Here is a 20,596-nt window from a genome sequence, read left to right as displayed (position 1 = left end):
GCCCGCATGAGAAACAACCACCTGGTCACGGGGCGAGAATACAAAGTCCCCCAAGGGGTCACCTTGATGTCCACCACCGACACCCAAGGGGTCATCACCCATTGCAATACCGCATTTGTGCAAATCAGTGGCTATGCCAGGCATGAGCTGATCGGGCAATCGCACAGCCTCATCCGCCACCCTGACATGCCCGCCGAAGTCTTCAAAGACCTGTGGAGCACCATCCAAGGCGGGCACACCTGGTCGTCACTGGTCAAGAATCGGTGCCGCAATGGCGATCACTATTGGGTGCACGCGAACGTGACCCCCTTGTTCTCGGATCGCAAAATAATTGGCTACCTCTCGGTGCGGCGGGCACCGGATCCCCAGATGATCGAACGTGCCGAGGCCGTCTGCCAGGAGTTTCGCCAGGCCCGCGCCCAACAAAGGCGCCCTGCCTTTGCCTTCAGGCATGGTCAATTGATCAGGGCAGGGCTGCTGGGGCGTTCACAGCGGGCCTTGGCTCGCGTGCAATCCATCTGCCTGTCAGCCTTGCCCAGCCTGTTGGTCGCCTTGATCGCGACGATCGCCGCGTCGTTGGGAGGCTGGCAGTGGGGCGTTTCGATCTCGGTTCTGGTGGCCTGGTTGGCGGCCCGCATTCAGCAACTGCTGTTAGAACGGCCCTTGCGTCAATCCATCGGCTTTGCCAGCAGCGTCGCCGCAGGCGATCTGCGTGGCGAACTGAAGATCAATGGCACTGGCGGGGTTCGTCAGTTGCAGCGGGTTCTCGCCCAATTGCGGATGAACCTGCAGACCCTGGTGGGTGATGCCCGCGACGAGGTTCAAGCGCTCTGGACCGTCATCGATGCCGTGCTGACCGGCAAAGAGTCATTGGCTGCAGCTACGGACATGCAAGCCGCCGGGGTCCAGCAGTCGGCAGCTTCGCTGAAACAGATGACCGATGCCGTCAGCCAAAACGTTCAGTCTGCGCAAAAGGGGAGCACATTGGCAGACCATACCTTGTCTGTCGCGCTGCGCAGCACCGCAAGCGTCGAGCACATGCGAGCCACCATGCAAGAAATATGCGATTCATCGCAGAAGATCTCTCAGATCACGCAGCACATCGACGACATTTCCTTTCAGACCAACATCCTCGCGCTCAACGCGGCTGTCGAAGCCGCCCGAGCCGGGGAGCAGGGTCGGGGATTTGCGGTGGTGGCATCAGAGGTTAGATCACTCGCCAATCGAACGACACTGGCAGCTCGCGAAATCAAGCAGTTGAGCCAAAACGCTCAGGAGCGGGTGAGCGCCGGCGTGACCGAAGTTGCCAATGCCGCGGGAGCCATCGCGGAAACCGCCGACGCGGCCCGACAACTTCGGAGTCTCGTCGCCGATGTCCACCAGTCCAGCAGGGAACAGTTGCAGGCGATCTCCGAGATCAGTCAGGCAGTCGACTCATTGGACGAACAGACGCACCGCAATACGGTGCTGGTCCAACAGCTTTCCTCGTCGGCAGACTCCTTGTCGTTCCAGGCTAGCAGCCTGGCGCAATCCCTCAAAACCTTCCGCAGCTGAGCATGTACAGAAAACCTGACCTATCACTCAGTGGCAACGCGTTCGAGAGCTTTCTGTTTGACCTGGCCCCGGGGGCATTGTTGGTTTACGACGAGGGCATTGAGCGACTCCTGGCCGTCAACGCTGTGGCGGCCGATCTGTTTGAATCGTCGCGAAGCGACATGATGCAGATGGATCCAGTCCAATTTCATGGTGAGGATGGTGAGCCGTTGGAAGTGGTGCGATCCCGTCTCAAATTGATCGCGGCCCAGGTGCTGGCGGGTCCCGGCGCGATCCATGAAGTCTGGATCAAGACTGCTCGGGGATCCCGCCGGCGCTGCCAGCTGAGAATGAGCCGTTTGCAGAGTCACAACCGGACATGGGTCTACGCGAACTACATGGACGTGACCTGGCTTCATGGATTGCCCATGACGCTGTCCCAAGACAAAGCTCGTCTGCCGCCATCGATGCAGCAACTGCAATTTGTGCTGGATAACGTTCAAGACGCCATCATCTCGGTCGACCCATCTGGTGTGGTGCGCTCATTCAATCAGGCCGCCAGCAGACTGTTTGGCCATGCTGCCGCCGATGTGTTGGGCCGACACGCGGACATCCTGTTGCCCAACGCCACTGCGCGTCGTCACTTCCGACATTGGTGTCGGGATGAGGCGTTCCGCAGAGATGGCATAGCGGAGACGGTCATCGAGCGCAAGTTGCGGCACCGGGATGGATCGGTGATACCCGTGCGGGTCTTGACCTCGGCCAATGGGTCAGCCAAGCAACCGATCTGCTTCGGTTTGCTCAAAGATATCCGTGAGCAACAGGCCACGCAAGCGCACATTCACCAACTGGCCTATTTCGATGCGCTGACCGGATTGCCCAACCGGCGGCAATTGATGGACTGTGTGACAAGGGCACAAAACAGCTTGAAGCAGCAAGGCGGTTATGCCGTCCTGATCGTGGCTGACATTGATCAGTTCAAAGCCATCAACAATACGCTCGGCCATGCGGCAGGGGACGAATTGTTGCGTGAAATCGGAGAGCGCTTCGGCCGTCGGCTTCGGGGGCGCGGTGTGGCAAGTCGGCTTGGCGGCGACGAGTTTGCATTTCTCATTGAGGGCCTCGACCAACGCCAGGAACTGGCGCAACGCCAGGCCCATCTCTGGTGCCAACGCCTGTTGCGCCTCAGCAAGCAGGGCTTTGGTTTGCATGGCCATGACTACCGCACCAGCGCCAGCCTTGGGGCCGTGCTGTTCGGCCCCGAAGCCGACGCTCCGGACGTGCTGATGGCGCATGCCGACCTGGCCATGTACCAGGCCAAATCAGAGTCTCGCGACACCTATCGGGTGTTCGATCCCGACCTGGCGCTGGAGGTCAATCGACGCGCGCAAATGTTGAATGACCTCAGAGTGGCCCTGCCCAATGGGGAACTGGCCCTCAAGTACCAGCCACAGGTCAATGCACAGGGGGTGATTGTCGGGGCAGAGGCCTTGCTGCGTTGGCAACATCCCACCCGAGGCCCGATTTCCCCGGTCGAGTTCATTCCGCTGGCAGAGCAGAGTGGCTTCATCATCGAAATCGGGCATTGGGTGCTCAGCCAGGCCTGCATGACACTGGCGCGATGGGCCAAGCATCCTGAGACTGAAGCCATGACGCTAGCGATCAATATCAGTGCGGCAGAATTCAGAGATCCCCAGTTTGTGATGATCGTGGCCCGTGCCCTGGAAGGCTATGGGATCTTGCCCGGGCACTTGAAACTGGAGTTGACGGAAAGCGTCTTGACCGTCGATCTGGACGAACTGGCGCTGAAACTCGATGAGCTCAAACGATTGGGCCTGGGGATTGCACTCGATGACTTCGGTACCGGCTATTCATCCATCTCCTATTTGCGCAACCTTCCAATTGATCAATTGAAGATCGATAGGAGCTTCATTGTGGATCTGGATCATTCGGTCCGAGACCAGGTTATTGTGGAAGGCCTGATCGAATTTTGCCAGATTCTGGGCTTTTCCGTGATTGCGGAAGGTGTCGAAACCGAAGCACAGCACGAGCGTCTGACGCAAAGTGGCTGCCAGTACTTTCAAGGATTTCTGACTGGGGCGCCGTTGTGGCTGAGTGACCTGGAGTCGTTGGCGATGCAGCGCGACTTGCCCGAGGTGGCAACCCAGCATGCACGGGCTGGACGCCAGTTGACATAAGCTTTTCAGCATATCGCAGAGTATCGAATTGAATAGTCATAGCTACGTTTTACTGACGTCCACATGGGCCTCACTGCAGCACCCGTGAACGGCCGAGCAAGCTGCAGAGATCATTTTCAGATCTCCTACTTTGGGCTCCCCTTTCGGTAGGCTTTGCACGGCAAAGATCACACGGTTCTCGTCAAGGCACATTTCTTTTAGGGGTGCGAGCTGCAAGTACTTCTTCTCGCACGATCCTGTCCTGTTCACTGGGGGTCACTGTAGGCCTGCCGGCCACATAAAAGCCCGCACCACCTATGAGCACTATGAGAGCAAGCACAAATAAAGTTGCCATGTTTTACCTTAAGAAAGCTTGTTCAAGTTGGGCATGTCGCACCCCGACATGCCGGCCTATCAAAGTTATGAGCCTCACCACATCAAGTTTTAACGATGTCGCACGACGCAGCAAGTAGTGCTCACAGGTCCGGGATCACTGCTACTCGCGTTTGTCTAGCCGCAGCGGCCCTCGTGACGCTCATAGACAGCCCTGATGCTTGACTTCAAGCCTGCATACCTGTCCCCAGCCTTCAATACCTTGGCCTGGAAATAGAACATCGCTGCGCGACAAGCCGGCGGCTACCAGCAATGGGTAGTCTGGCCTCAGTTCGATAACGGCTCGTGCTCTTTCCGCGTAGCCTACCGATTGGCTCGAACCAAGGCCTCCAATTTTTTTAGGTATGCGACCTCCGCGCGCAGTCGTTCAACCTCTTCGCGCAACGCGCGATGTGAGTTGGCGCTGTCCGTGTGAGGTGGCTCAGGATTTGGCTTCTCTGCCTTCGTAGGACGCGTTTTTTTCTGCGTTCGAGTGCCACGACACCACTGTCATCGACGGGCGCGCCGCCAGACAACAACCTTGTTCGGATTGAGAATATCGTAGATCGCAGCCACTTGCCGACTCGAGAGCAGTTCACGCATCTTGATGCGACAGCACCTGGAGCTTGAAATGCGCAGTGTAGGCACGCCGCTTGGGCTGCAGGCCCCAAATCCCGTGCAGCCGGTAGTGAGTGTGACCCAACTGCGAACTTTCTCTTCAGGCACTGACCAGCGCCGTGCAGGCAACTTCGCGCCGCCCTCTCCAGCCAGAAAGCTCTTAACGACCTTGAGCTTGAACTCCGTTTCTTACTTCCCCATGAGACCCCTTGAAGTTTGTCCAACTTCTGGGGGGCGGTTCACCGAGCGATTCAATCCTGCTCGACAGCAACCGGACCTCCCCAATCAGTTTCGTCATCCCAAGAGGCCGCACGAATGCACCAGATAGTCTGAATCCAACGAGCGCAATGACCACAGTCGCCGAGTTCAATCAAGAGCAAGTACTCTCGACGGACTTTATTTTTTGCAGTCCCAGTGGTGAGCCTTTTAGAACACATTGCGCGCAAGTCCCGGACATCTCAGATACGAGTAAAGTCCTTGACTGGAGCGGGTTCCAAGGGGTGTCCACATTTTTCTATTCGGGGGTATCCAATAGGTGCTGAAGTCGCTGCTGCGCAGGCTCACCTCGACGCCCACCTTGCCCAGGGCCTGCTTGATGTACTCGCTGGTGCGCAGGCCGCCTTCGTGGGGCATGGGGTCGTGGGTGATGCGCACCCGAACGCCATCGGCCCCGCGCGGGTAGCCTGCCTGGTCCAGCAGCCGGTTGGCGCGATCAGGGTCGTACACCGGCACGGCCAGGTCGGCATGGAAGAAACGCTTCAGGCCCGGCGCCACCGGCCCGGGAGGCGAGCTGGCCAGACCGTACCAGGCCGTCTTGACGATGGTCTGGCGGTTCAGCGCGTGAGCGAAGGCCTGGCGCACCCGCACATCCTTGAAGAAGGGGCGCTCCAGGTTGAACTCGAGCCGAAACACCGAGTTCACGTACTGGTAGCCCTCGCTGCTGAAATGCAGCTTGCCGGCCGCCCGCAGCCGGCCGACATCGGCCAGGGCCACCGGGGTGTTGGGCGCCAGGTGCACCTCGCCCGCCTCGAGGGCAGCGCTGCGCGCGGCGGCGTCGGGGATGAAGCGGATCACCAGGCGGTCCAGGTAGGGGCGCGGCTTGTCCCAGTAGTCGGGGTTGCGCTCCAGCACCAGGTGGCTGCCGCGCACCCATTCCCTGAAGCGGTAGGGCCCCGTGCCAATGGGGGCGTTGTTCACCGGGTTGGACTCGGCCCGACCGGTGCTGTAGAGGTGCTTGGGCACGAGGGGTGATTCCGAAGCGGCCAGCGCGCTCAGCAGGTAGGGCACCGGGGCCGACAGGCGCAGTTCCACCGTCAGCGGGTCGGGCGTGCGCACTTCACTGAGGTTGGCGAAGGTGGCGCGGCCACGCGGATGCACTTCCTTGAGCAGGTTCAGCGAGTGCGCCACATCGGCCGAGGTGAAGGGCTGGCCGTCATGCCACAGCACCTTGGGGCGCAGCTTGAACACATAGCGCAGGCCATCGGGCGAGACCTGCCACGACAAGGCCAGCTGGGCTTGCGGGTTGAGGTCGAAATCGTAGTCCAGCAAGCCCTCAGTGACCTTGGCGCTGACGAAGTAGCTGTTGTTGGCCGTGTGGGCGATGGTGGTCAGCACCGGCGGCTCGGGGAAGATGGCCAGCACCAGGGTGCCACCGCGTTGCGGCGCGAGGGGCGGTGTGGCCGCCTGGGTCGGGGCCCAGGGCAGCAGGGCGCCCAGGCCGGCGGCGCTGGTCTGGGCCAGCAATTGACGGCGTGACAGGCCTGTGCCGGCTGTATCAGCTTCGGCGGTGGCGTGGAAGGGGTTCATGGCGTGTTCCCTTCCTCGTTGCTGTGCCAGCCCGGGGGCACGATGAAGCCGGCTTGCTGGGCCTCCAGCAACTCGGCAAAGCGGATGGGTGTCAGGTCTTCCAGGAAGGGGCCCACGGCCTGCCCGCCGATGGGCAGGCCATCCTCGTCCAGCCCGAGCGGAAAGCTGGTCGCGGGCAGGCCGGGCAGCACCGGCAGGCCGGCCCAGTGGAACAGGTCCAGAAAGCGCACTGGGCGCACACCGTCGGCGAAGGCCACGGGGTAGCTTCGTTCGTCCTTGGGCTCTTGCTGGTTGTGCTCGAAGGCGGGCAGTGGGGCCACGGGGCTGAGTACCAGGTCGAACTGCTCGAACAGGCGTGCCCATTGCGCGCGTACCTGCAGGCGGGCCTCGTCCAGGCGCAGCCAGTCGCGGTGGCTCAATGAAAACGAACGCAGCCAGGCAGCGTCGGCGCTGTGGTCTTCGGGCGTCAGGGCTGCCAGACGCTGTTGTGCACCGGCACTGAGCGCTGGCGGGTCGGCCAGCGATGAGCCCAGCAGGCTGCGGTAGAGCGCGTGCGCGGCCACCAGATCGGGCAGCAGGCCGGGGGCCAGTTCGCTCACCCGGCTGACCCGGCCGCCCGCGGCCTGCACGGCCTGCTCCAGCCGCTGGCTGACCGACTGCTCGCTGAGGCTGGCCTCCGTGCCCGGCCATCGATCGATCAGCAGCAGGCGGAAATCGCTCAGCCGTTGATGCCGTGGCGCCGGCAGGGTGGCGCGCCAGGTCTTGTTGCGACGTGGGTCGCGGTTGAGCAGCAGCGGCAAGGCCAGCGCCAGGTCGGTAGCGCTGCGGGCCAGCGGGCCCGCCACGGCCAGGTCGCGTTCACCTTGGCGGCCGGCGGGCAGGCCGGTGCCCAGCAGGCTGATCAGGCCCTGGCTGGTCTTGTGCCCATAGACGCCCGTGAAATGGGCCGGAATGCGGATTGAGCCCCCGATGTCGGTGCCCAGCTCCAGCGCCACGAAGCCAGCGGCGAGGGCGGCGGCCGAGCCACCGGAGGAGCCGCCCGGCGTGCGGGCCGGGTCCCAGGGGTTGCGGCTCAGACCGTAGACCGCGTTGTAGCTTTGCAGATCGGCCAGCGCCAGGGGCACGTTGCTCTTGCCCAGCACGATGGCGCCGGCCTCGCGCAGACCGGCCACGGCGGCACTGTCCTGCGCGGCCAGGTTGCCGGTCTGGGCCGGGTTGCCCACCGTGGTCGGCAAGCCGGCGACATCGAAGTTCTCCTTCACGCTGACCGGCACGCCCAGCAGCGGGCGGCGCTCGCCCCGCGCCAGCGCGGCATCGGCGGCCCGGGCGTCAGCTCGGGCGCGCTCCAGGTCCAGCACCACGAGGGCGTTGATGGCCGGGTTCAGGCGCGCAATGCGTTCGATGCTGTGCTCCAGCAGTTCGCTGGCGCTGACCTGGCCTTCGGCCAGGGCGCGTGCCTGCTCGGTGGCCGAGGCATGGCTCAGGCGTTTGAGCAAGGCAGTCTTCAGGTGATGGGTGTCGGCGGGTGCGTTCATGGGCGGCTCGCTTTCGGTGAATCTGGTGGGATGGTGTTGCTGGCAGGAGCGGCTTACTTGCCGCCTTCCACCCAGGTGTCGGACCAGTCGCCCGCGTGCAGGTCGATGCTGTTGAAGAAGTTGTGCACGCGCTTGTTCAGGGCCGAGGGGCCGGGCACGGTCACCAGTGGGTACACCGGCAGCTCACGCCCCACGATCTGCTGGATCTGCTTGAACTGGCCTGCGCGCTTGCCTTCGTCCACCTCCACCGCAGCCTGGCGGAACAGCTCGTCGACCTGAGGGTTGTTGTAGTGGGCGGCGTTGATCCAGATCAGGGGGTTCTTGACGCCGTCGGACCAGTAGATGCGTTGCACGCCCACGATGGGGTCGAACAGGCGGCCCAGGCCATTGATGTTCAGGTCAAAGTCGCGGGCGGTGTAGACACGCTTGAAGAAGCTGGCCATGTCGCCGTCCTGCAGCTCGGCCTTGATGCCCACGCGCCCCAGCGCATTGCGCAAAAACTCCGAGCTGCGCTTGAAGTCGGCACCCGGGATGTTGGTGATGCGCAGCGCAAAGCGCTGCCCATTGGCCTGGCGCGGGTAGCCGGCCTGGTCCAGCAACTGGTTGGCCCGGGCCACGTCGTAGGGGTACTGGAAGGTGCTGTCGTCGTAGTAGCTCGACAGCACGCTGGGCACGGGCGAATTGACCACCTCGGCGCGCTTGTAGTAGACCGTGGTGCGCAGGGCGTTGCGGTCGATGGCGTGCGCAATGGCCTGGCGCACCTCGGGCTTGGCCAGGATGGGGTGTTCCACATTGAACTCGAGGAAGGCGGCATTGTTCAGGAAGCCGTCGTAGCTGTCATCCACCTGCACCTTGGGGTTCTGGGCCAGGCGGTCCAGATCGGCCAGGTTGATGTTGGTGGCCACGTCGATTTCGCCGGCCTCCAGCGCGGCCACGATGCTGGCGCGGTCACCGATGAACTTGATCACGGCGCGGTCCAGGTAGGGCTTGCCAGCCTGCCAGTAATTGGGGTTTTTCTTGAGCAGCACATGGCTGCCCCGCACCCATTCGGCAAACACGAAGGGGCCGGTGCCGATCGGCGCGCTCTGGTTCGGGCTGGTCAGCGGGTCGGCCTCGGTGTAGCGGTGGGCCGGCACGATGGGCAGCTCGGCTGAGCTCAGCGACTTCAGCAGGAAGGGCGTGGGCTTGCTCAGCACCAACACGGCGGTCAGCGGATCGGGCGTGTCCACCCGCTCGAGGTTGGCCAGGGTGATGCGGCCGCGCGGGCCCTGCTTTTTCTGGGCCAGCAGCGAGAAGCGCACGTCGACGGCGCTGAAGTCCTTGCCATCATGCCATTTCACGCCGGGGCGCAGCTTGAAGGTGTAGCGCAGGCCGTCGGGGCTCACCGTCCAACTGGTGGCCAGCAAGGGCTGGGGCTTGAACTGGCTGTCGTAACGCAGCAGGCCCTCGACGATCTTGGCGCTGATGTTGCGGATGCGGGTGTTGGTGTCGAGAAAGGACACCAGCGATGGCGGCTCCAGGTCGGTGGCCAGGGTCAGGGTGCCGCCGCTTTGCGGTTTGGCGGCCGTGGCCTGGGCGCTGGCATTCAGGCTGGTGCCGGTCAGGGGCAGGGCGGCCAGCAGCAGGGCGATCAGGCGGCGGTTGAGTTGGGGCAGGCGCTGGGTCATGGTGGGTTCCAAAGTCGGTTTCTCTTGGTGTGATTTGGGTTTGATGGGGGGCGGTCAGAGGCGCAGGCCGGCCTGTTTGAGCAGCGGCAGGATGCGGTCGCCGAAGTACTCGAGGTCGGGCTTGAAGTCATAGAAGCTCAGTTGCAGGCCGTCCACGCCGGCTCGGTGCAACTGCACGAATTGCTCGACCACCTGTTCGGGTGTGCCCACCACTTCGATGTTGCCGCCGATGGCCCGGCGGCTTGGCGGGTCGATGCCGACCCGGCCTTTCCAGGCATGGGCGTCGCTGGCTAGGCTGTTGAAGCCCTGGGGCGTTGTCGGGTCCTGGTGGGCCACGATGGCGTCGTAGTAGGCACGGGTCTCGGCCTCGGTGTCACGGCTGATCACCAGCGGGTTCAACAGTGTGCGCACTTCGCGGCCCTGCTGACGGGCACGGGCCTTCAGGTCGGCGATGTGGGCGGGCAGGGCCTGCACGGCGCTCGCAAAGTCCGAGCCCGCCGGGCTGGTGATGAAGACGATGTCGGAGTAGCGGGCCGCGTACTCGAAGCCGGCCACCGAGCCGGTGGCGTTGACCAGCACCGGGCGGCCATAGCGGGGCTTGGGGCTGACGAACGCGCCCTGCAGCTTCCAGCTCGATTCGCGGCCATCGTAGCTGAAGTTCTCGGGGTCGCTCCACAGGCGTTGCACCACCTCGATGAACTCTGCCGTCAGGTCGTAGCGGTGGTCGTGTTCGATGCGGTCCCAGCCAAACATGCGGTGCTCCACCTCACGGTGCCCGGTGACCACGTTGATGCCCCAGCGCCCACCCGAGATGTGGTCCAGGGTAGCGGCCCACTTGGCCAGGTGCAGCGGGTGCAAGGGGCCATACAGCACGTGCAGGGTCGAGATGAGGATGATGCGCTGCGTCACCGAGGTGAGGGCTGCGGTGGTCATGAATGAGTCGAGGGCGTTGCCATCGAACACGCCGCCATAGCCCCCCTTGGGCAGCCACTGCGACAGCGCGAACACCAGGTCAAAGCCCAGCGCCTCGGCTTTCAGCACCAGATCGCGGTTGTAATCGAAGCGCCAATCGGTGCTGCGCGGCAGTGTGGAAGCGCTCCAACCACCGGCCTGGATGGGCAGGAACAGGCCCAGCAGCACGGGCTGCTTCAGGGCTTGAGACAGCGGGCTGTCCGGGAAATCGGTGGGGGCGGCAAAGCGGTCCAGGCCGACCAGGGCCCCGGCATGAGATGGCAGTGACATGGTGTTTGAAGCGTGCTCGGGCAGGTGACAAGTGAGAGCGCATTCTGGGTCGCGGCGCTTCAGGTCCGCTATGCCGATTTCGGATGTCGATTCTTGGAAATCGTTGCTGGGCGGGGCTTGCGCGGGGGTGGTGCGTTCCTAGAATGAAAAAAGACCGCGTCACGGCAGGCCTGCGGCGCCTGTCGGCCGTGCCCTTTCTCCAACCTGGAAACCCATCCCATGACCTATCGTTACCTGGGCCGCAGCGGCCTGCGCGTGTCCCGCCTGAGCCTGGGCACCATGATGTTCGGCGGTGCCACCGACGAGCCCACCTCGCACCGCATCATCGCCAGTGCCCGCGAGCAAGGCATCAACTTCATCGACACGGCCGACGCCTACCAGAAGGGCCGCACCGAAGAGGTGGTGGGCCGCGCCCTGCAGGGCGACCGAGACCACTGGGTGCTGGCGACCAAGCTGTCCAACCCCATGGGCCCGGGGCCCAACCAGCGCGGCACCTCGCGCAAGTGGATCGTGCAGGCGGTCGAGGCCAGCCTGAAGCGTCTGGGCACCGACTACATCGACTTGCTGTACCTGCACCGGGCCGACTTCGAGGCACCCCTGGGCGAGGCGGTCCGTGCGCTGGGCGACTTGGTGCGCGCCGGCAAGCTGCGCTATTTCGGTCTGGCCAACTTTCGGGGATGGCGCATTGCCGAGGTCGCCCACCTGGCGGATGCAGAGGGCATCGACCGCCCCGTGGCCAGCCAGCCCTTGTACAACCTGGTGGACCGCAGTGCCGAGGTGGAGCAACTGCCCGCCGCCGCTCACTACGGCCTGGGTGTGGTCTCTTACAGCGCGCTGGCGCGCGGTGTGCTGACGGCCAAGTACGACCCCGATGCGCCGCCGCCCGCTGATTCGCGGGCAGCACGTGCCGACAAGCGATTGCTTGAGACCGAGTGGCGCCCCGAATCGTTGCGCATCGCTCGCCAGTTGCGCGAGCACGCCGAGGCCCGCGGCATCACGCCGGCCGAGTTGGCCGTGGCCTGGGTGCTGAACAACCGGCTCATCACCTCCTTCATCGCCGGTCCGCGCACCGAGGCGCAGTGGCAGGCCTATGTGAAGGCGCAAGACGTGGTGCTGACTCCTGAGGACGAGGCCCTGGTGAACCGGCTGGTGCCGGCTGGTCACAGTTCTACCCCTGGGTATACCGATCCTGGGCATCCGGTCGAAGGGCGTGTACCTTTTGTTTCGCCAGCCGTCGTCTGACTTTGGCGCCCCAGCGCAGGCCATCGGCTGATGGCACGCTGTCGCCTGGCATGGCTTTCTGCGCTTTGGCACTTTTCTGTGCCCCACCGGGCATCACAGCGCGGCCTGGCACCACCCGGACGCTTTGCCCGGAGCCGGCCTCGACATCCGTCACTACCGTGAACTGGCGCAGATCGTCAAGGCGGCGCGTTTCGAGTTGCTGTTCGTGCCCGATGGCGTGAGTACTCAGGGCGATCGACCTGAAGTCTTGAGCCGCACGACGCACAGCGATGTGTCGACCCGCTGGAAGAGCGCTTTGTGAACTATGGGGCCGACGGCTTCAATGTGATGGCGCCCGTGCTGCCCAATGGCTTGCGCGACTTTGCAGAGCGTGTGTTGCCCGAGTTGCGTCGGCGGGGCCTGGCGCGCCGTGAGTATGAGGGCACGACACTGCGGGATCACCTGGGTTTGTCGCGCCAGGTGGCTTGATCTGCGGCGGTCAGCGCTTGCGGGCGCAGGTCTCGGCCTGGTTGGCACTGACCAGGACCGTGGCGGGTTTGAGCGAGAAATGGCCTGATCGGTGGTTGCAGGCCTCGCACATGGGGATGATTCTTTCGCCACTCACGGCAGGGTTGATCACATGCGCGCCCAGGGTGGGGCGGCTGGCGCAGGCTTGCACCGCGCATTGCGCTGGCCAGGGGCGACCCGAGAAGTTGAGCCAGTGCTGCTTCCAGGTCTGGCAGCTGCAGGCCCGTTCGGCGGTGCCGGCTTTGTTTGACCAGCCATCGTTGGTGATTGTTGGGGACATGAAGGCCTCCTGAGGGTTCGGGAAGCCACGGTTCTAAGGTTCAACCCCGCGTGGGCCCACGCCCTGACGACCAAGGTGGTTGTTCATCGGTCGGGCGGCGGGCTTCAGGCACCGCCGCTTCAGCCCAGCTTGTAAGTGGACAGCAGCAAGCTGGTCTCGGTGTTGGCGATGCCAGGCACGGTGCGCAGGGTGCCCAGCACGCGGTCGAACTCTTCGAGGTTGTCGGCCCGGATCTCGGCCAGCAGATCCCAGCGGCCATTGGTGCTGTACAGGGCCACGATGTTGGGATGGCCGCGCAGGGTGCGTTGCACCTCGGGGCCATGCGCGCCCTCGACGGCGATGCTGGTCATGGCGCGGATGCGCTGCGCCTCGGCGGCCGGTCGCAGGCGCACGGTGTAGCCCACGATGGTGCCGTCGGCTTCCAGTCGGGCGATGCGGTTCTGCACCGTGGCCCGGGCCACGCGCAGTTTGGCAGCCAGGGCGACCACTGGCAGGCGGGCGTTGTCACGCAGCAGGGCCAGCAATTGGCGGTCGATGTCGTCCATGGGCGGATTGACGGTTGAATAAAGCAATCTGTGCATTAAACCGTAAAAAGTGACAGATTGAAGGGTTCATTTTGGCGCGTCTCACGGGAAAAATTCTGTCATCCCCACTGGCTGAGCGCAGCCTGAAAGACCCTGCCATGACCCGCTTCATCGATGTCCCGACCATGTCTCGCCTGGTGCAGGAGGTGGGCGTGGCCCGCTTTGTGGGCGAACTGGCCGATGCCATCCGCGACGATTTCGTGCGCTGGGCCGATTTCGACAAATCGGCCCGCGTGGCCAGCCACTCCGACATCGGTGTGATCGAGCTGATGCCCGTGTCCGATGCAAAGCACTACGCCTTCAAGTACGTCAACGGTCACCCCGGCAACACGGGCCGGGGCCTGTACACGGTGATGGCCTTTGGTGTGCTGGCCGAGGTGGCCACGGGCTACCCGGTGCTGTTGTCGGAGCTGACCTTGGCCACGGCGCTGCGCACCTGCGCCACCTCGCTGATGGCGGCGCGGGCGCTGGCCAGACCCGATTCACGCCGCATGGCCCTGATCGGCAACGGGGCGCAAAGCGAGTTCCAGGCCCTGGCCTTTCACCACCACCTGGGCATTGATGAGATCGCTGCGTTCGACCTCGATCCTCGGGCTACCGACAAGTTGGTGCGCAACCTGGCCCATTGCCCCGGGCTGCGGATCCGGCGCGCCAGTTCGACCGCCGATGCCGTGCGCGGGGCCGATGTGGTGACGACGATCACGGCCGACAAGCGCTGCGCGACCATTCTCACGCCCGAGATGATCGAGCCCGGCATGCACTTGAACGCGGTGGGGGGCGACTGCCCAGGCAAGACCGAGCTGCATGCCGATGTGTTGCGGGCCGCTCGCGTGTTTGTCGAGTACGAGCCGCAGACCCGGGTGGAGGGTGACATCCAGCAACTGCCGGCCGACTTCCCGGTGGCGGACCTGTGGCGGGTGCTGGCCGGCACTGAAGCCGGGCGCCAGAGTGCCGAACAGGTCACAGTGTTTGATTCGGTGGGCTTTGCGCTGGAGGACTACGCCACCTTGCGCTACGTGCTGGCACAGTCCACCCGCTACCAACTGGGCGTGGAGGTCGAACTGGTGCCTGAGGCCGATGACCCCAAGGATCTGTTTCGCCACACCCGTGCCAGTGCCGCGCGGGTCGCCTTGCGCCGCGTGGCCTGAGCGGCCACGGCCGCCCCGCGCTTTTTCCCGTTGCTTGCACACCGTTGAGCCCATGCCTTCCATGCCCTCGATCCAGGCCCCGGCGGCCGTCGTGATGGTGCGTCCGCACCACTTCACCCCCAACCCTGAAACCGCGGCCGACAATGCTTTCCAGCAGGCGGCCGAGCGTGAGGCGGCCCAGCGCATCGCCGAAGCCGCGCGTGACGAGGTCACCGCAGCAGCGGCCCGGCTGGAGGCCGAGGGTGTGCGGGTGCATCTGTTTGAGGACCATGGCGAGCGCGACACCCCCGATTCGGTGTTCCCGAACAACTGGTTCTCCACTCACCCGGGCGGCCATGTGGCGCTGTATCCCATGCACTCGCCCAGCCGCCGGCGTGAGCGCCGCAGCGATGTGATCGAGATGCTCAAAAGCACTTATCGGGTGCAGGACGTGATCGATTACTCGGGGCTGGAGCCCGACGGGCTGTTTCTGGAAGGCACAGGCGCCATGGTGCTGGACCACGTGGCCCGGGTCGCCTACACGGCCCGCTCCAACCGGGCCGATGCGGTGGCCCTGGAGCGTTTCTGCACCCATTTCGGCTTCGAGCCCCTGGTGTTCGACACGGCAGACGCCCAGGGCCAGCCGATCTACCACACCAATGTACTGATGTGCATTGCCACCCAGTTTGCGCTGGTCGGTCTGGACCTGATCCCCGATGCCAGGCGTGCCGCCGAACTGCGGGCCCGGCTGGAAGAGTCGGGCCGCGAGGTGATCGCCCTGAGCGCAGGCCAGATTGCCGAGTTTGCGGGCAACGCGCTGGAGTTGTCGGGCCGGGAAGGGCGCCTGCTGGCCCTGTCGCAGCGTGCCCACGACAGTCTGACGCCGGCCCAGAAGGCCCTCATCGGCCAGAGTGCCCGGCTGCTGCCGCTGAACGTGCCCACCATCGAGATGGCCGGTGGCTCGGTGCGCTGCATGCTGGCAGGGATTCACCTGGCGCCCCGGCGTTGACCCGGGTCGCGCGGGCAGTATCAAATGCCCGTGAGGCCCTGGCAGCACTTGGGGTCGCTTTGATCAGGCGGGGGTGCCAGGGGTGCGCCGTGTGGGTCCGCATGTCACACGGATCGGCTCACATTTTGAGCCGTATGGGGTGAAATGCGGCTCACACCGAGGCCATCCCTCGTGAAAAGCCCCACTCAAGCCCACGCTCAGGCCGTCACAGCGTCCAGCGTGGGGTAGTCGGTGTAGCCCTCGGTCCCGCCGCCGTACAGCTTGTCGGCGCGCAAGGGGTTCAGCGGGGCGTCTTCGCGCAGGCGTCGCACCAGATCGGGGTTGGCGATGAAGGGGCGGCCGAAGGCCACCACATCGGTGGCGCCGCTGGCCACGGCCTCCAGGGCCTCGCTGCGGCTGAAGCCGTTGTTCACGATCCAGGTGCCCGGGAAGGCGCGTCGCAGCGCGGCGTAGTCAAAGGCAGGGGCCCCTTCAGGCTGGCGCGCCCCGCCGGTTTCGCCCTCGATCACGTGCAGGTAGGCCAGGCCCAGCGAAGCCACCTGTTGCACCACGTGGCCATACAGGGCCTGGGCTTGGCTGTCCACCGGGGCGCTGCCGCCGAAGGTGGTGATGGGGCTCAGGCGCAGACCCGTGCGGCCGGCGCCGATTTCGGTGGCCACGGTGCGCACCACTTCCAGCAGCAGTCGGGCGCGGTTTTCGATCGGGCCACCATAGGGGCCGCTGCGGTCGTTCACGCTGTCGCGCAGAAACTGCTCCAGCAGGTAGGTGTTGGCGCCGTGAACTTCAACGCCGTCAAAGCCGGCTTCGATGGCGTTGCGCGCGGCGCGGCGGTAGTCCTCCAGCAGGGCCGGGATCTCGTCATCCGCCAGGGCCCGAGGGGTGGACACGGGCACAAAGCCTTCGGCGGTGAACGTGTGGGTCTTGGCGGCCACCGCGGTGGGCGACACCGGGGCCGCGCCGCCCGGCAGCAGCGAGTTGTGCGAGATGCGGCCCACGTGCCACAGCTGCAGCACGATGCGTCCGCCCTGGGCGTGCACGGCGTCGGTCACCTGCCGCCAGGCCACCACTTGCTCGGTCGAGTAGATGCCGGGGGTGTCGAGGTAGCCCTGCGCCATGGGGCTGATCTGGCTGGCCTCGGCAATGATCAGGCCAGCGCTGGCGCGCTGGGCGTAGTAGTCGGCCATGGCAGCCGTGGGCACGCCGCCGGGGGCACGGTTGCGGGTCAGTGGGGCCATGGCGATGCGGTTGGGCAGGGCGATGTCGCCGGCTTGGACGGGGTCGAACAAGGTGGTCATGAGGTCAAGGACTTTCAGGTTGAGAGAGCCACAGGGGCCCGGGTTGAGGCAGACAGAGAAAGGCAAAGGGTGGGGACGACCGCGGTGCCAACGGCCCGGGGCGCCTGGGTGCGGCGGGTGATGGCGTGAGTGTTGTCCATTTAAATTAGACCGGTCGTCTAGTTTGGGTTTCAAAAAATCCTGAAAGGCTGAGCCGATTCAAGGGGTGAGGAGTTGCCGGGTGAACGCCATGGCCTGCTCCAGCGATTGGGTCTGCCGGTGCACCTTGCTCAGCAGGCTGGCACCCAGCCACAGCTGGTAGAGCAGACCCGCGGTGGCCTCGGGTTCGAGCTTGGCCATCGAGCCATCGGTCTGCCCAGCGCGGATCACCTCGGCCAACCGTGCCGTGACGCGCTGGGTGCCGTCATGCAGCGCCATGCGCATGGGTTCAGACAGGTCGGACACTTCGGCACTGAGTTTCACCACCTGGCAGGGCTGGTCGCCGCCGCTGGGGCATTGGGTGGACTGCCATTGCTGCCAGTAGGCGAGCAGGCGTTCGCGGGCGTTCAGATCGGTGCGTTCGAACAGGCTGTCGATGCGGCCCAGATAGCCTTCAAAAAACGATTCGAGCAAGGCTTCGCCAAACTGCTCCTTCGATTTGAAGTAATGGTAGAACGATCCCTTGGGCACCTCGGCCGCCTGCAGGATCTCGTTCAGACCCACGGCGGAGAACCCCTTGCTGGCAATGATGCGATTGCCAGTGTCCAGAATATGCTGGCGGGTGTCGGCGTGGGCGGGTTTCATGGGAGTAAATGGTACGGATGTATTAGACCAGTCGTCTATTAACCGGTGAATATCCCAATCGTTCATGGGGTTTTGCGGTGAGCTGAGGGCCTGACCCGGTGCTTAGGCGTGCAAAGGAGGGGGATCCCCCGGCCAAGAGGCAAGAGGCAAGAGGCGCTCGCAACAAGGCCGCATAGGCGCCGCGCCGGGGCTGCACCGATGGCGGTGTCACGGATCAGGCGTATAAATTGCGCAAGGTCATTCTTCGGGGCGCTCACCTGCCCCACAGTTTCAGACATGTCCGCATCCCCGACCGAGCCTTCCCAAGCGACAACGCCACCCACCGGCCTGGAGCCTGCCGCAGCGGCCCAGCGTCTGCGTGACGAGGGCCCCAACGAACTCGGTGTCAGCCAGCGGCGCACGCTGCGCGACATGGCCTGGGATGTGGTGCGTGAGCCCATGTTCCTGTTGCTGCTGGGCGCGGGCGTCATTTACCTGGCCATGGGCGATGCCCATGAGGCGATGATCCTGTTGGGTTTCGTGGTCGTCATCATGACGATCACGGTGCTGCAGGAGCGCCGCACCGACCAGGCCTTGAACGCATTGCGCGACCTGTCCAGCCCGCGGGCCCTGGTGGTCCGTGGCGGTGTGGCGCAGCGGGTGGCGGGCCGCGAGGTCGTGCGCGAAGACCTGCTCATGATTGCCGAAGGCGACCGCATACCGGCCGATGGCACCCTGCTGCAGGCCCATGAGCTGGCCACCGACGAATCCATGCTCACCGGCGAATCGGAATCGGTGGCCAAACAACCTGGCCAAGCCGTGTTCGCCGGCACCCTGGTGGTCAGCGGGCAAGGGCTGCTTCAGGTCACCTCGACTGGCCAGCGAACCGAGCTGGGCCGCATCGGTCAATCGCTGGACACCATTGCCTTGCAGGCCTCGCCGCTGCGCGAAGAGATGGCCAGGCTGACGCGTCAGCTGGTGTTCATCGGCCTCGCGTTGTGCGCCTTGCTGGTGGGCCTGCTGGGCGTGTTGCGGGGCGATTGGCTGCAGGCCGTGTTGTCAGGCATCACCCTGGCCATGGGGCTGCTGCCGCAGGAGCTCCCGGTGATCATGATCGTGTTTCTGGCACTTGCCGCCCGGCGCATGGCCGCCCAGCAGGTGCTGACCCGGCGCCTGAATGCCATCGAGACGCTTGGCCAGACCACCGTGCTGTGTGTGGACAAGACCGGCACGCTGACGCAGAACCGCATGGCCGTGGCAGCCTTGTGTGCCGGCACCCAGACACTGAACACCCTGGACCCGATGGCAGAGGGCCCCGACGCGCTGCCCGAGGCCTTCCACGAGCTGTTGGAGTACGCGGTGCTGGCCAGCGAGATCGACCCGCACGATCCCATGGAGCAGGCCTTTCACCGCTTTGCCGGGGCCCATCTGGTGGGCACCGAGCACCTGCACCCCGAATGGCGCTTGGTGCGCGAGTACGAGCTGTCGCCTGGTTTGCTCGCCATGTCGCACCTGTGGCGTGATCAGAACGGCCCGGTTGACTGGGTGGCCTCCAAAGGCGCGCCGGAAGCCGTGGCCGATTTGTGCCACCTGCCTGAGGCTGAGCGTTCTGCGGTCAGCGCGCAAGCGGCGCAACTGGCCGACCAGGGCCTGCGGGTGCTGGGGGTGGCCAAGGCCCGGCACCGCAGTGCCCAGGACTGGCCGGCCGGCCAGCACGATTTCGAGTTTGTCTGGCTGGGCCTGGTCGGGCTGGCCGACCCGTTGCGACCTGAGGTGCCGGCCGCCATCGCGCAGTGCCGTCAGGCCGGTATCCGGGTGGTCATGATCACGGGAGACCACCCACGCACTGCCCGGGCCGTGGCGGCCCAGGCGGGCATGGCGCACGATCAGGTCATCACTGGCGACGAACTGGCCAGCCTGTCCCCCACTGACCTCGCGGGCCGCCTGGGCCAGGTCAGTGTGTTTGCACGCATCAGGCCCCAGCAAAAGCTGGCCTTGGTCGAGGCGCTCAAGGCCCAGGGCGAAGTGGTGGCCATGACCGGCGACGGCGTCAACGACGCACCCGCGCTCAAGGCGGCGCACATCGGCATCGCCATGGGGCAGCGTGGCACCGATGTGGCCCGCGAGGCGGCCTCTCTGGTGCTGCTGAACGACGACTTCTCAGCGATCGTGCAGGCCATTGCGCGTGGCCGGCTCACCTTTGCAAACCTGCGCCAGGCCATGGTCTACACCCTGGCCGTGCATGTCCCGATCATCGCTTTGGCCCTGCTGCCAGCTTTGTTCGGCCTGCCGCTGGTGCTGGCGCCCCTGCACATTGCCTTCCTGGAGTTGGTGATCGACCCGGCCTGCTCCATCGTGTTCGAGGCCGAGCCTGGGGCCACCGGCCTCATGGACCGGCCGCCGCGGCGCACCGACGAACCGCTGCTCAGCCCGCGCCACGTGTTGCTGAGTTTGTTGCAAGGGGGGGCGGTCAGTGGGGCGGTGGTGGGCGCCTATGCATGGCTGCTCAGCCAGGGCCACCCGGCGGGCCTGGCCAGCACGGTGGCCTTTGTGTTGCTGGTGGTGGCCAATGCCGTGTTGATCCTGCCCAGCCGCCAGGGCCGCGTGAACGGGCTGAGTTTGTTCAAGGGCCTCACACCGGTCAGCCTGTGGGTGCTGGGCGGCACGCTGCTGGCGCTGTGTGCCATCACCACCGTGCCCTGGTTGGCGGCCCCGTTCCACTTTGTGGCGCTGGCGCCCGGGCCCTGGCTGACGACGCTGGCGGCCGGGTTCAGCCTGATGCTGGTCTTTGTGGGCAGTCAGCGGCTGCTGGGCAAAAGGCCGGGCTGACAGCACTTGGC

Annotated in this window: 15 protein-coding genes and 1 pseudogene; 8 read left to right on the top strand and 8 right to left on the bottom strand. The window is 64.9% G+C overall.

The window, feature by feature from the left end:
* Nucleotides 1-66: 66 nt before the first annotated feature.
* Together AC07PT_RS25225 and AC07PT_RS25220 are read left to right on the top strand one after the other, a co-directional pair.
* Nucleotides 67-1,554: a methyl-accepting chemotaxis protein gene (locus tag AC07PT_RS25225; protein WP_494658526.1), complete on the top strand. Its 1,488-nt coding sequence runs from the start codon at nt 67-69 to the stop codon at nt 1,552-1,554.
* Between the two features lie 2 nt (nt 1,555-1,556).
* Nucleotides 1,557-3,731 carry a putative bifunctional diguanylate cyclase/phosphodiesterase gene (locus AC07PT_RS25220; RefSeq protein ID WP_494658525.1) on the top strand — a complete coding sequence of 725 codons (2,175 nt, stop codon included), beginning with the start codon at nt 1,557-1,559 and terminating at the stop codon, nt 3,729-3,731.
* Between the two features lie 1,395 nt (nt 3,732-5,126).
* Here the strand turns inward: AC07PT_RS25220 and AC07PT_RS25215 are convergent.
* From AC07PT_RS25215 to AC07PT_RS25200, 4 genes are read right to left on the bottom strand one after another with little or no spacing between them, the layout of a single operon-like run.
* Nucleotides 5,127-6,506, bottom strand: a complete 1,380-nt coding sequence (locus AC07PT_RS25215) for an ABC transporter substrate-binding protein (protein WP_494658524.1) — start codon at nt 6,504-6,506, stop codon at nt 5,127-5,129.
* Nucleotides 6,503-8,041, bottom strand: coding sequence for an amidase (locus tag AC07PT_RS25210; RefSeq protein ID WP_494658523.1), 1,539 nt, complete (start codon nt 8,039-8,041; stop codon nt 6,503-6,505). The genes AC07PT_RS25215 and AC07PT_RS25210 overlap by 4 nt, the downstream gene beginning before the upstream one ends.
* Before the next feature lie 53 nt (nt 8,042-8,094).
* The gene (locus AC07PT_RS25205; protein ID WP_494658522.1) at nt 8,095-9,708 is read right to left on the bottom strand and encodes an ABC transporter substrate-binding protein; all 1,614 of its coding nucleotides are present in this window, start codon (nt 9,706-9,708) and stop codon (nt 8,095-8,097) included.
* Nucleotides 9,709-9,762: 54 nt separating this feature from the next.
* Nucleotides 9,763-10,950, bottom strand: coding sequence for an LLM class flavin-dependent oxidoreductase (locus tag AC07PT_RS25200; RefSeq protein WP_494658521.1), 1,188 nt, complete (start codon nt 10,948-10,950; stop codon nt 9,763-9,765).
* Nucleotides 10,951-11,169: 219 nt separating this feature from the next.
* On the opposite strand from AC07PT_RS25200, the gene AC07PT_RS25195 reads away from it, so the two are divergent.
* The 3 genes and pseudogenes from AC07PT_RS25195 to AC07PT_RS25185 all read left to right on the top strand — a co-directional run.
* Nucleotides 11,170-12,192, top strand: coding sequence for an aldo/keto reductase (locus AC07PT_RS25195; RefSeq protein WP_494658520.1), 1,023 nt, complete (start codon nt 11,170-11,172; stop codon nt 12,190-12,192).
* 124 nt (nt 12,193-12,316) lie between these two features.
* Nucleotides 12,317-12,493 (top strand): hypothetical protein, encoded by a 177-nt coding sequence (locus AC07PT_RS25190; RefSeq protein WP_494658519.1) that lies wholly within the window; start codon nt 12,317-12,319, stop codon nt 12,491-12,493.
* Nucleotides 12,466-12,660 (top strand): annotated as a pseudogene (locus tag AC07PT_RS25185) (hypothetical protein); the annotation flags it as partial. The gene AC07PT_RS25190 and the pseudogene AC07PT_RS25185, both read left to right, overlap by 28 nt.
* A 10-nt stretch (nt 12,661-12,670) precedes the next feature.
* Here the strand turns inward: AC07PT_RS25185 and AC07PT_RS25180 are convergent.
* Entirely contained in the window at nt 12,671-12,979 is a 309-nt protein-coding gene (locus AC07PT_RS25180) for a hypothetical protein (protein ID WP_494658518.1), read from the bottom strand.
* 119 nt (nt 12,980-13,098) lie between these two features.
* Nucleotides 13,099-13,524 carry an Lrp/AsnC family transcriptional regulator gene (locus tag AC07PT_RS25175; RefSeq protein WP_494658517.1) on the bottom strand — a complete coding sequence of 142 codons (426 nt, stop codon included), beginning with the start codon at nt 13,522-13,524 and terminating at the stop codon, nt 13,099-13,101.
* Nucleotides 13,525-13,661: 137 nt separating this feature from the next.
* Between AC07PT_RS25175 and ocd the strand changes: the two genes are divergently transcribed.
* On the top strand, nt 13,662-14,711 hold the full coding sequence (ocd, locus tag AC07PT_RS25170; RefSeq protein ID WP_494658516.1) for an ornithine cyclodeaminase: 1,050 nt from the start codon (nt 13,662-13,664) through the stop codon (nt 14,709-14,711).
* 52 nt (nt 14,712-14,763) lie between these two features.
* Nucleotides 14,764-15,699, top strand: a complete 936-nt coding sequence (gene ctlX, locus AC07PT_RS25165; protein WP_494658515.1) for a citrulline utilization hydrolase CtlX — start codon at nt 14,764-14,766, stop codon at nt 15,697-15,699.
* 197 nt (nt 15,700-15,896) lie between these two features.
* On the opposite strand, the gene AC07PT_RS25160 is transcribed toward ctlX, so the two are convergent.
* Nucleotides 15,897-16,994 carry an alkene reductase gene (locus AC07PT_RS25160; protein ID WP_494658514.1) on the bottom strand — a complete coding sequence of 366 codons (1,098 nt, stop codon included), beginning with the start codon at nt 16,992-16,994 and terminating at the stop codon, nt 15,897-15,899.
* 198 nt (nt 16,995-17,192) lie between these two features.
* The gene (locus AC07PT_RS25155; RefSeq protein ID WP_492349756.1) at nt 17,193-17,777 is read right to left on the bottom strand and encodes a TetR/AcrR family transcriptional regulator; all 585 of its coding nucleotides are present in this window, start codon (nt 17,775-17,777) and stop codon (nt 17,193-17,195) included.
* Between the two features lie 276 nt (nt 17,778-18,053).
* Here AC07PT_RS25155 and AC07PT_RS25150 point away from each other — a divergent pair, with 276 nt between their 5' ends.
* On the top strand, nt 18,054-20,585 hold the full coding sequence (locus AC07PT_RS25150) for a cation-translocating P-type ATPase (RefSeq protein WP_494658513.1): 2,532 nt from the start codon (nt 18,054-18,056) through the stop codon (nt 20,583-20,585).
* Nucleotides 20,586-20,596 lie beyond the last annotated feature (11 nt).

The organism is Curvibacter sp. GW821-FHT09D12 (assembly GCF_059416245.1).
The sequence above is the reverse complement of the archived record's forward strand: the minus strand, read 5'-3'. Positions and strand labels throughout refer to the sequence as shown.

Bases quoted from the DNA above. Each gene is read 5' to 3' on its own strand.
- AC07PT_RS25210 (WP_494658523.1), bottom strand. From the start codon at position 8,041: ATGAACGCACCCGCCGACACCCATCACCTGAAGACTGCCTTGCTCAAA.
- AC07PT_RS25205 (WP_494658522.1), bottom strand. From the start codon at position 9,708: ATGACCCAGCGCCTGCCCCAACTCAACCGCCGCCTGATCGCCCTGCTG.
- AC07PT_RS25200 (WP_494658521.1), bottom strand. From the start codon at position 10,950: ATGTCACTGCCATCTCATGCCGGGGCCCTGGTCGGCCTGGACCGCTTT.
- ocd (WP_494658516.1), top strand. From the start codon at position 13,662: ATGACCCGCTTCATCGATGTCCCGACCATGTCTCGCCTGGTGCAGGAG.
- AC07PT_RS25225 (WP_494658526.1), top strand. From the start codon at position 67: ATGTCCACCACCGACACCCAAGGGGTCATCACCCATTGCAATACCGCA.
- ctlX (WP_494658515.1), top strand. From the start codon at position 14,764: ATGCCTTCCATGCCCTCGATCCAGGCCCCGGCGGCCGTCGTGATGGTG.
- AC07PT_RS25150 (WP_494658513.1), top strand. From the start codon at position 18,054: ATGTCCGCATCCCCGACCGAGCCTTCCCAAGCGACAACGCCACCCACC.
- AC07PT_RS25220 (WP_494658525.1), top strand. From the start codon at position 1,557: ATGTACAGAAAACCTGACCTATCACTCAGTGGCAACGCGTTCGAGAGC.
- AC07PT_RS25160 (WP_494658514.1), bottom strand. From the start codon at position 16,994: ATGACCACCTTGTTCGACCCCGTCCAAGCCGGCGACATCGCCCTGCCC.
- AC07PT_RS25175 (WP_494658517.1), bottom strand. From the start codon at position 13,524: ATGGACGACATCGACCGCCAATTGCTGGCCCTGCTGCGTGACAACGCC.
- AC07PT_RS25195 (WP_494658520.1), top strand. From the start codon at position 11,170: ATGACCTATCGTTACCTGGGCCGCAGCGGCCTGCGCGTGTCCCGCCTG.
- AC07PT_RS25215 (WP_494658524.1), bottom strand. From the start codon at position 6,506: ATGAACCCCTTCCACGCCACCGCCGAAGCTGATACAGCCGGCACAGGC.
- AC07PT_RS25180 (WP_494658518.1), bottom strand. From the start codon at position 12,979: ATGTCCCCAACAATCACCAACGATGGCTGGTCAAACAAAGCCGGCACC.
- AC07PT_RS25155 (WP_492349756.1), bottom strand. From the start codon at position 17,777: ATGAAACCCGCCCACGCCGACACCCGCCAGCATATTCTGGACACTGGC.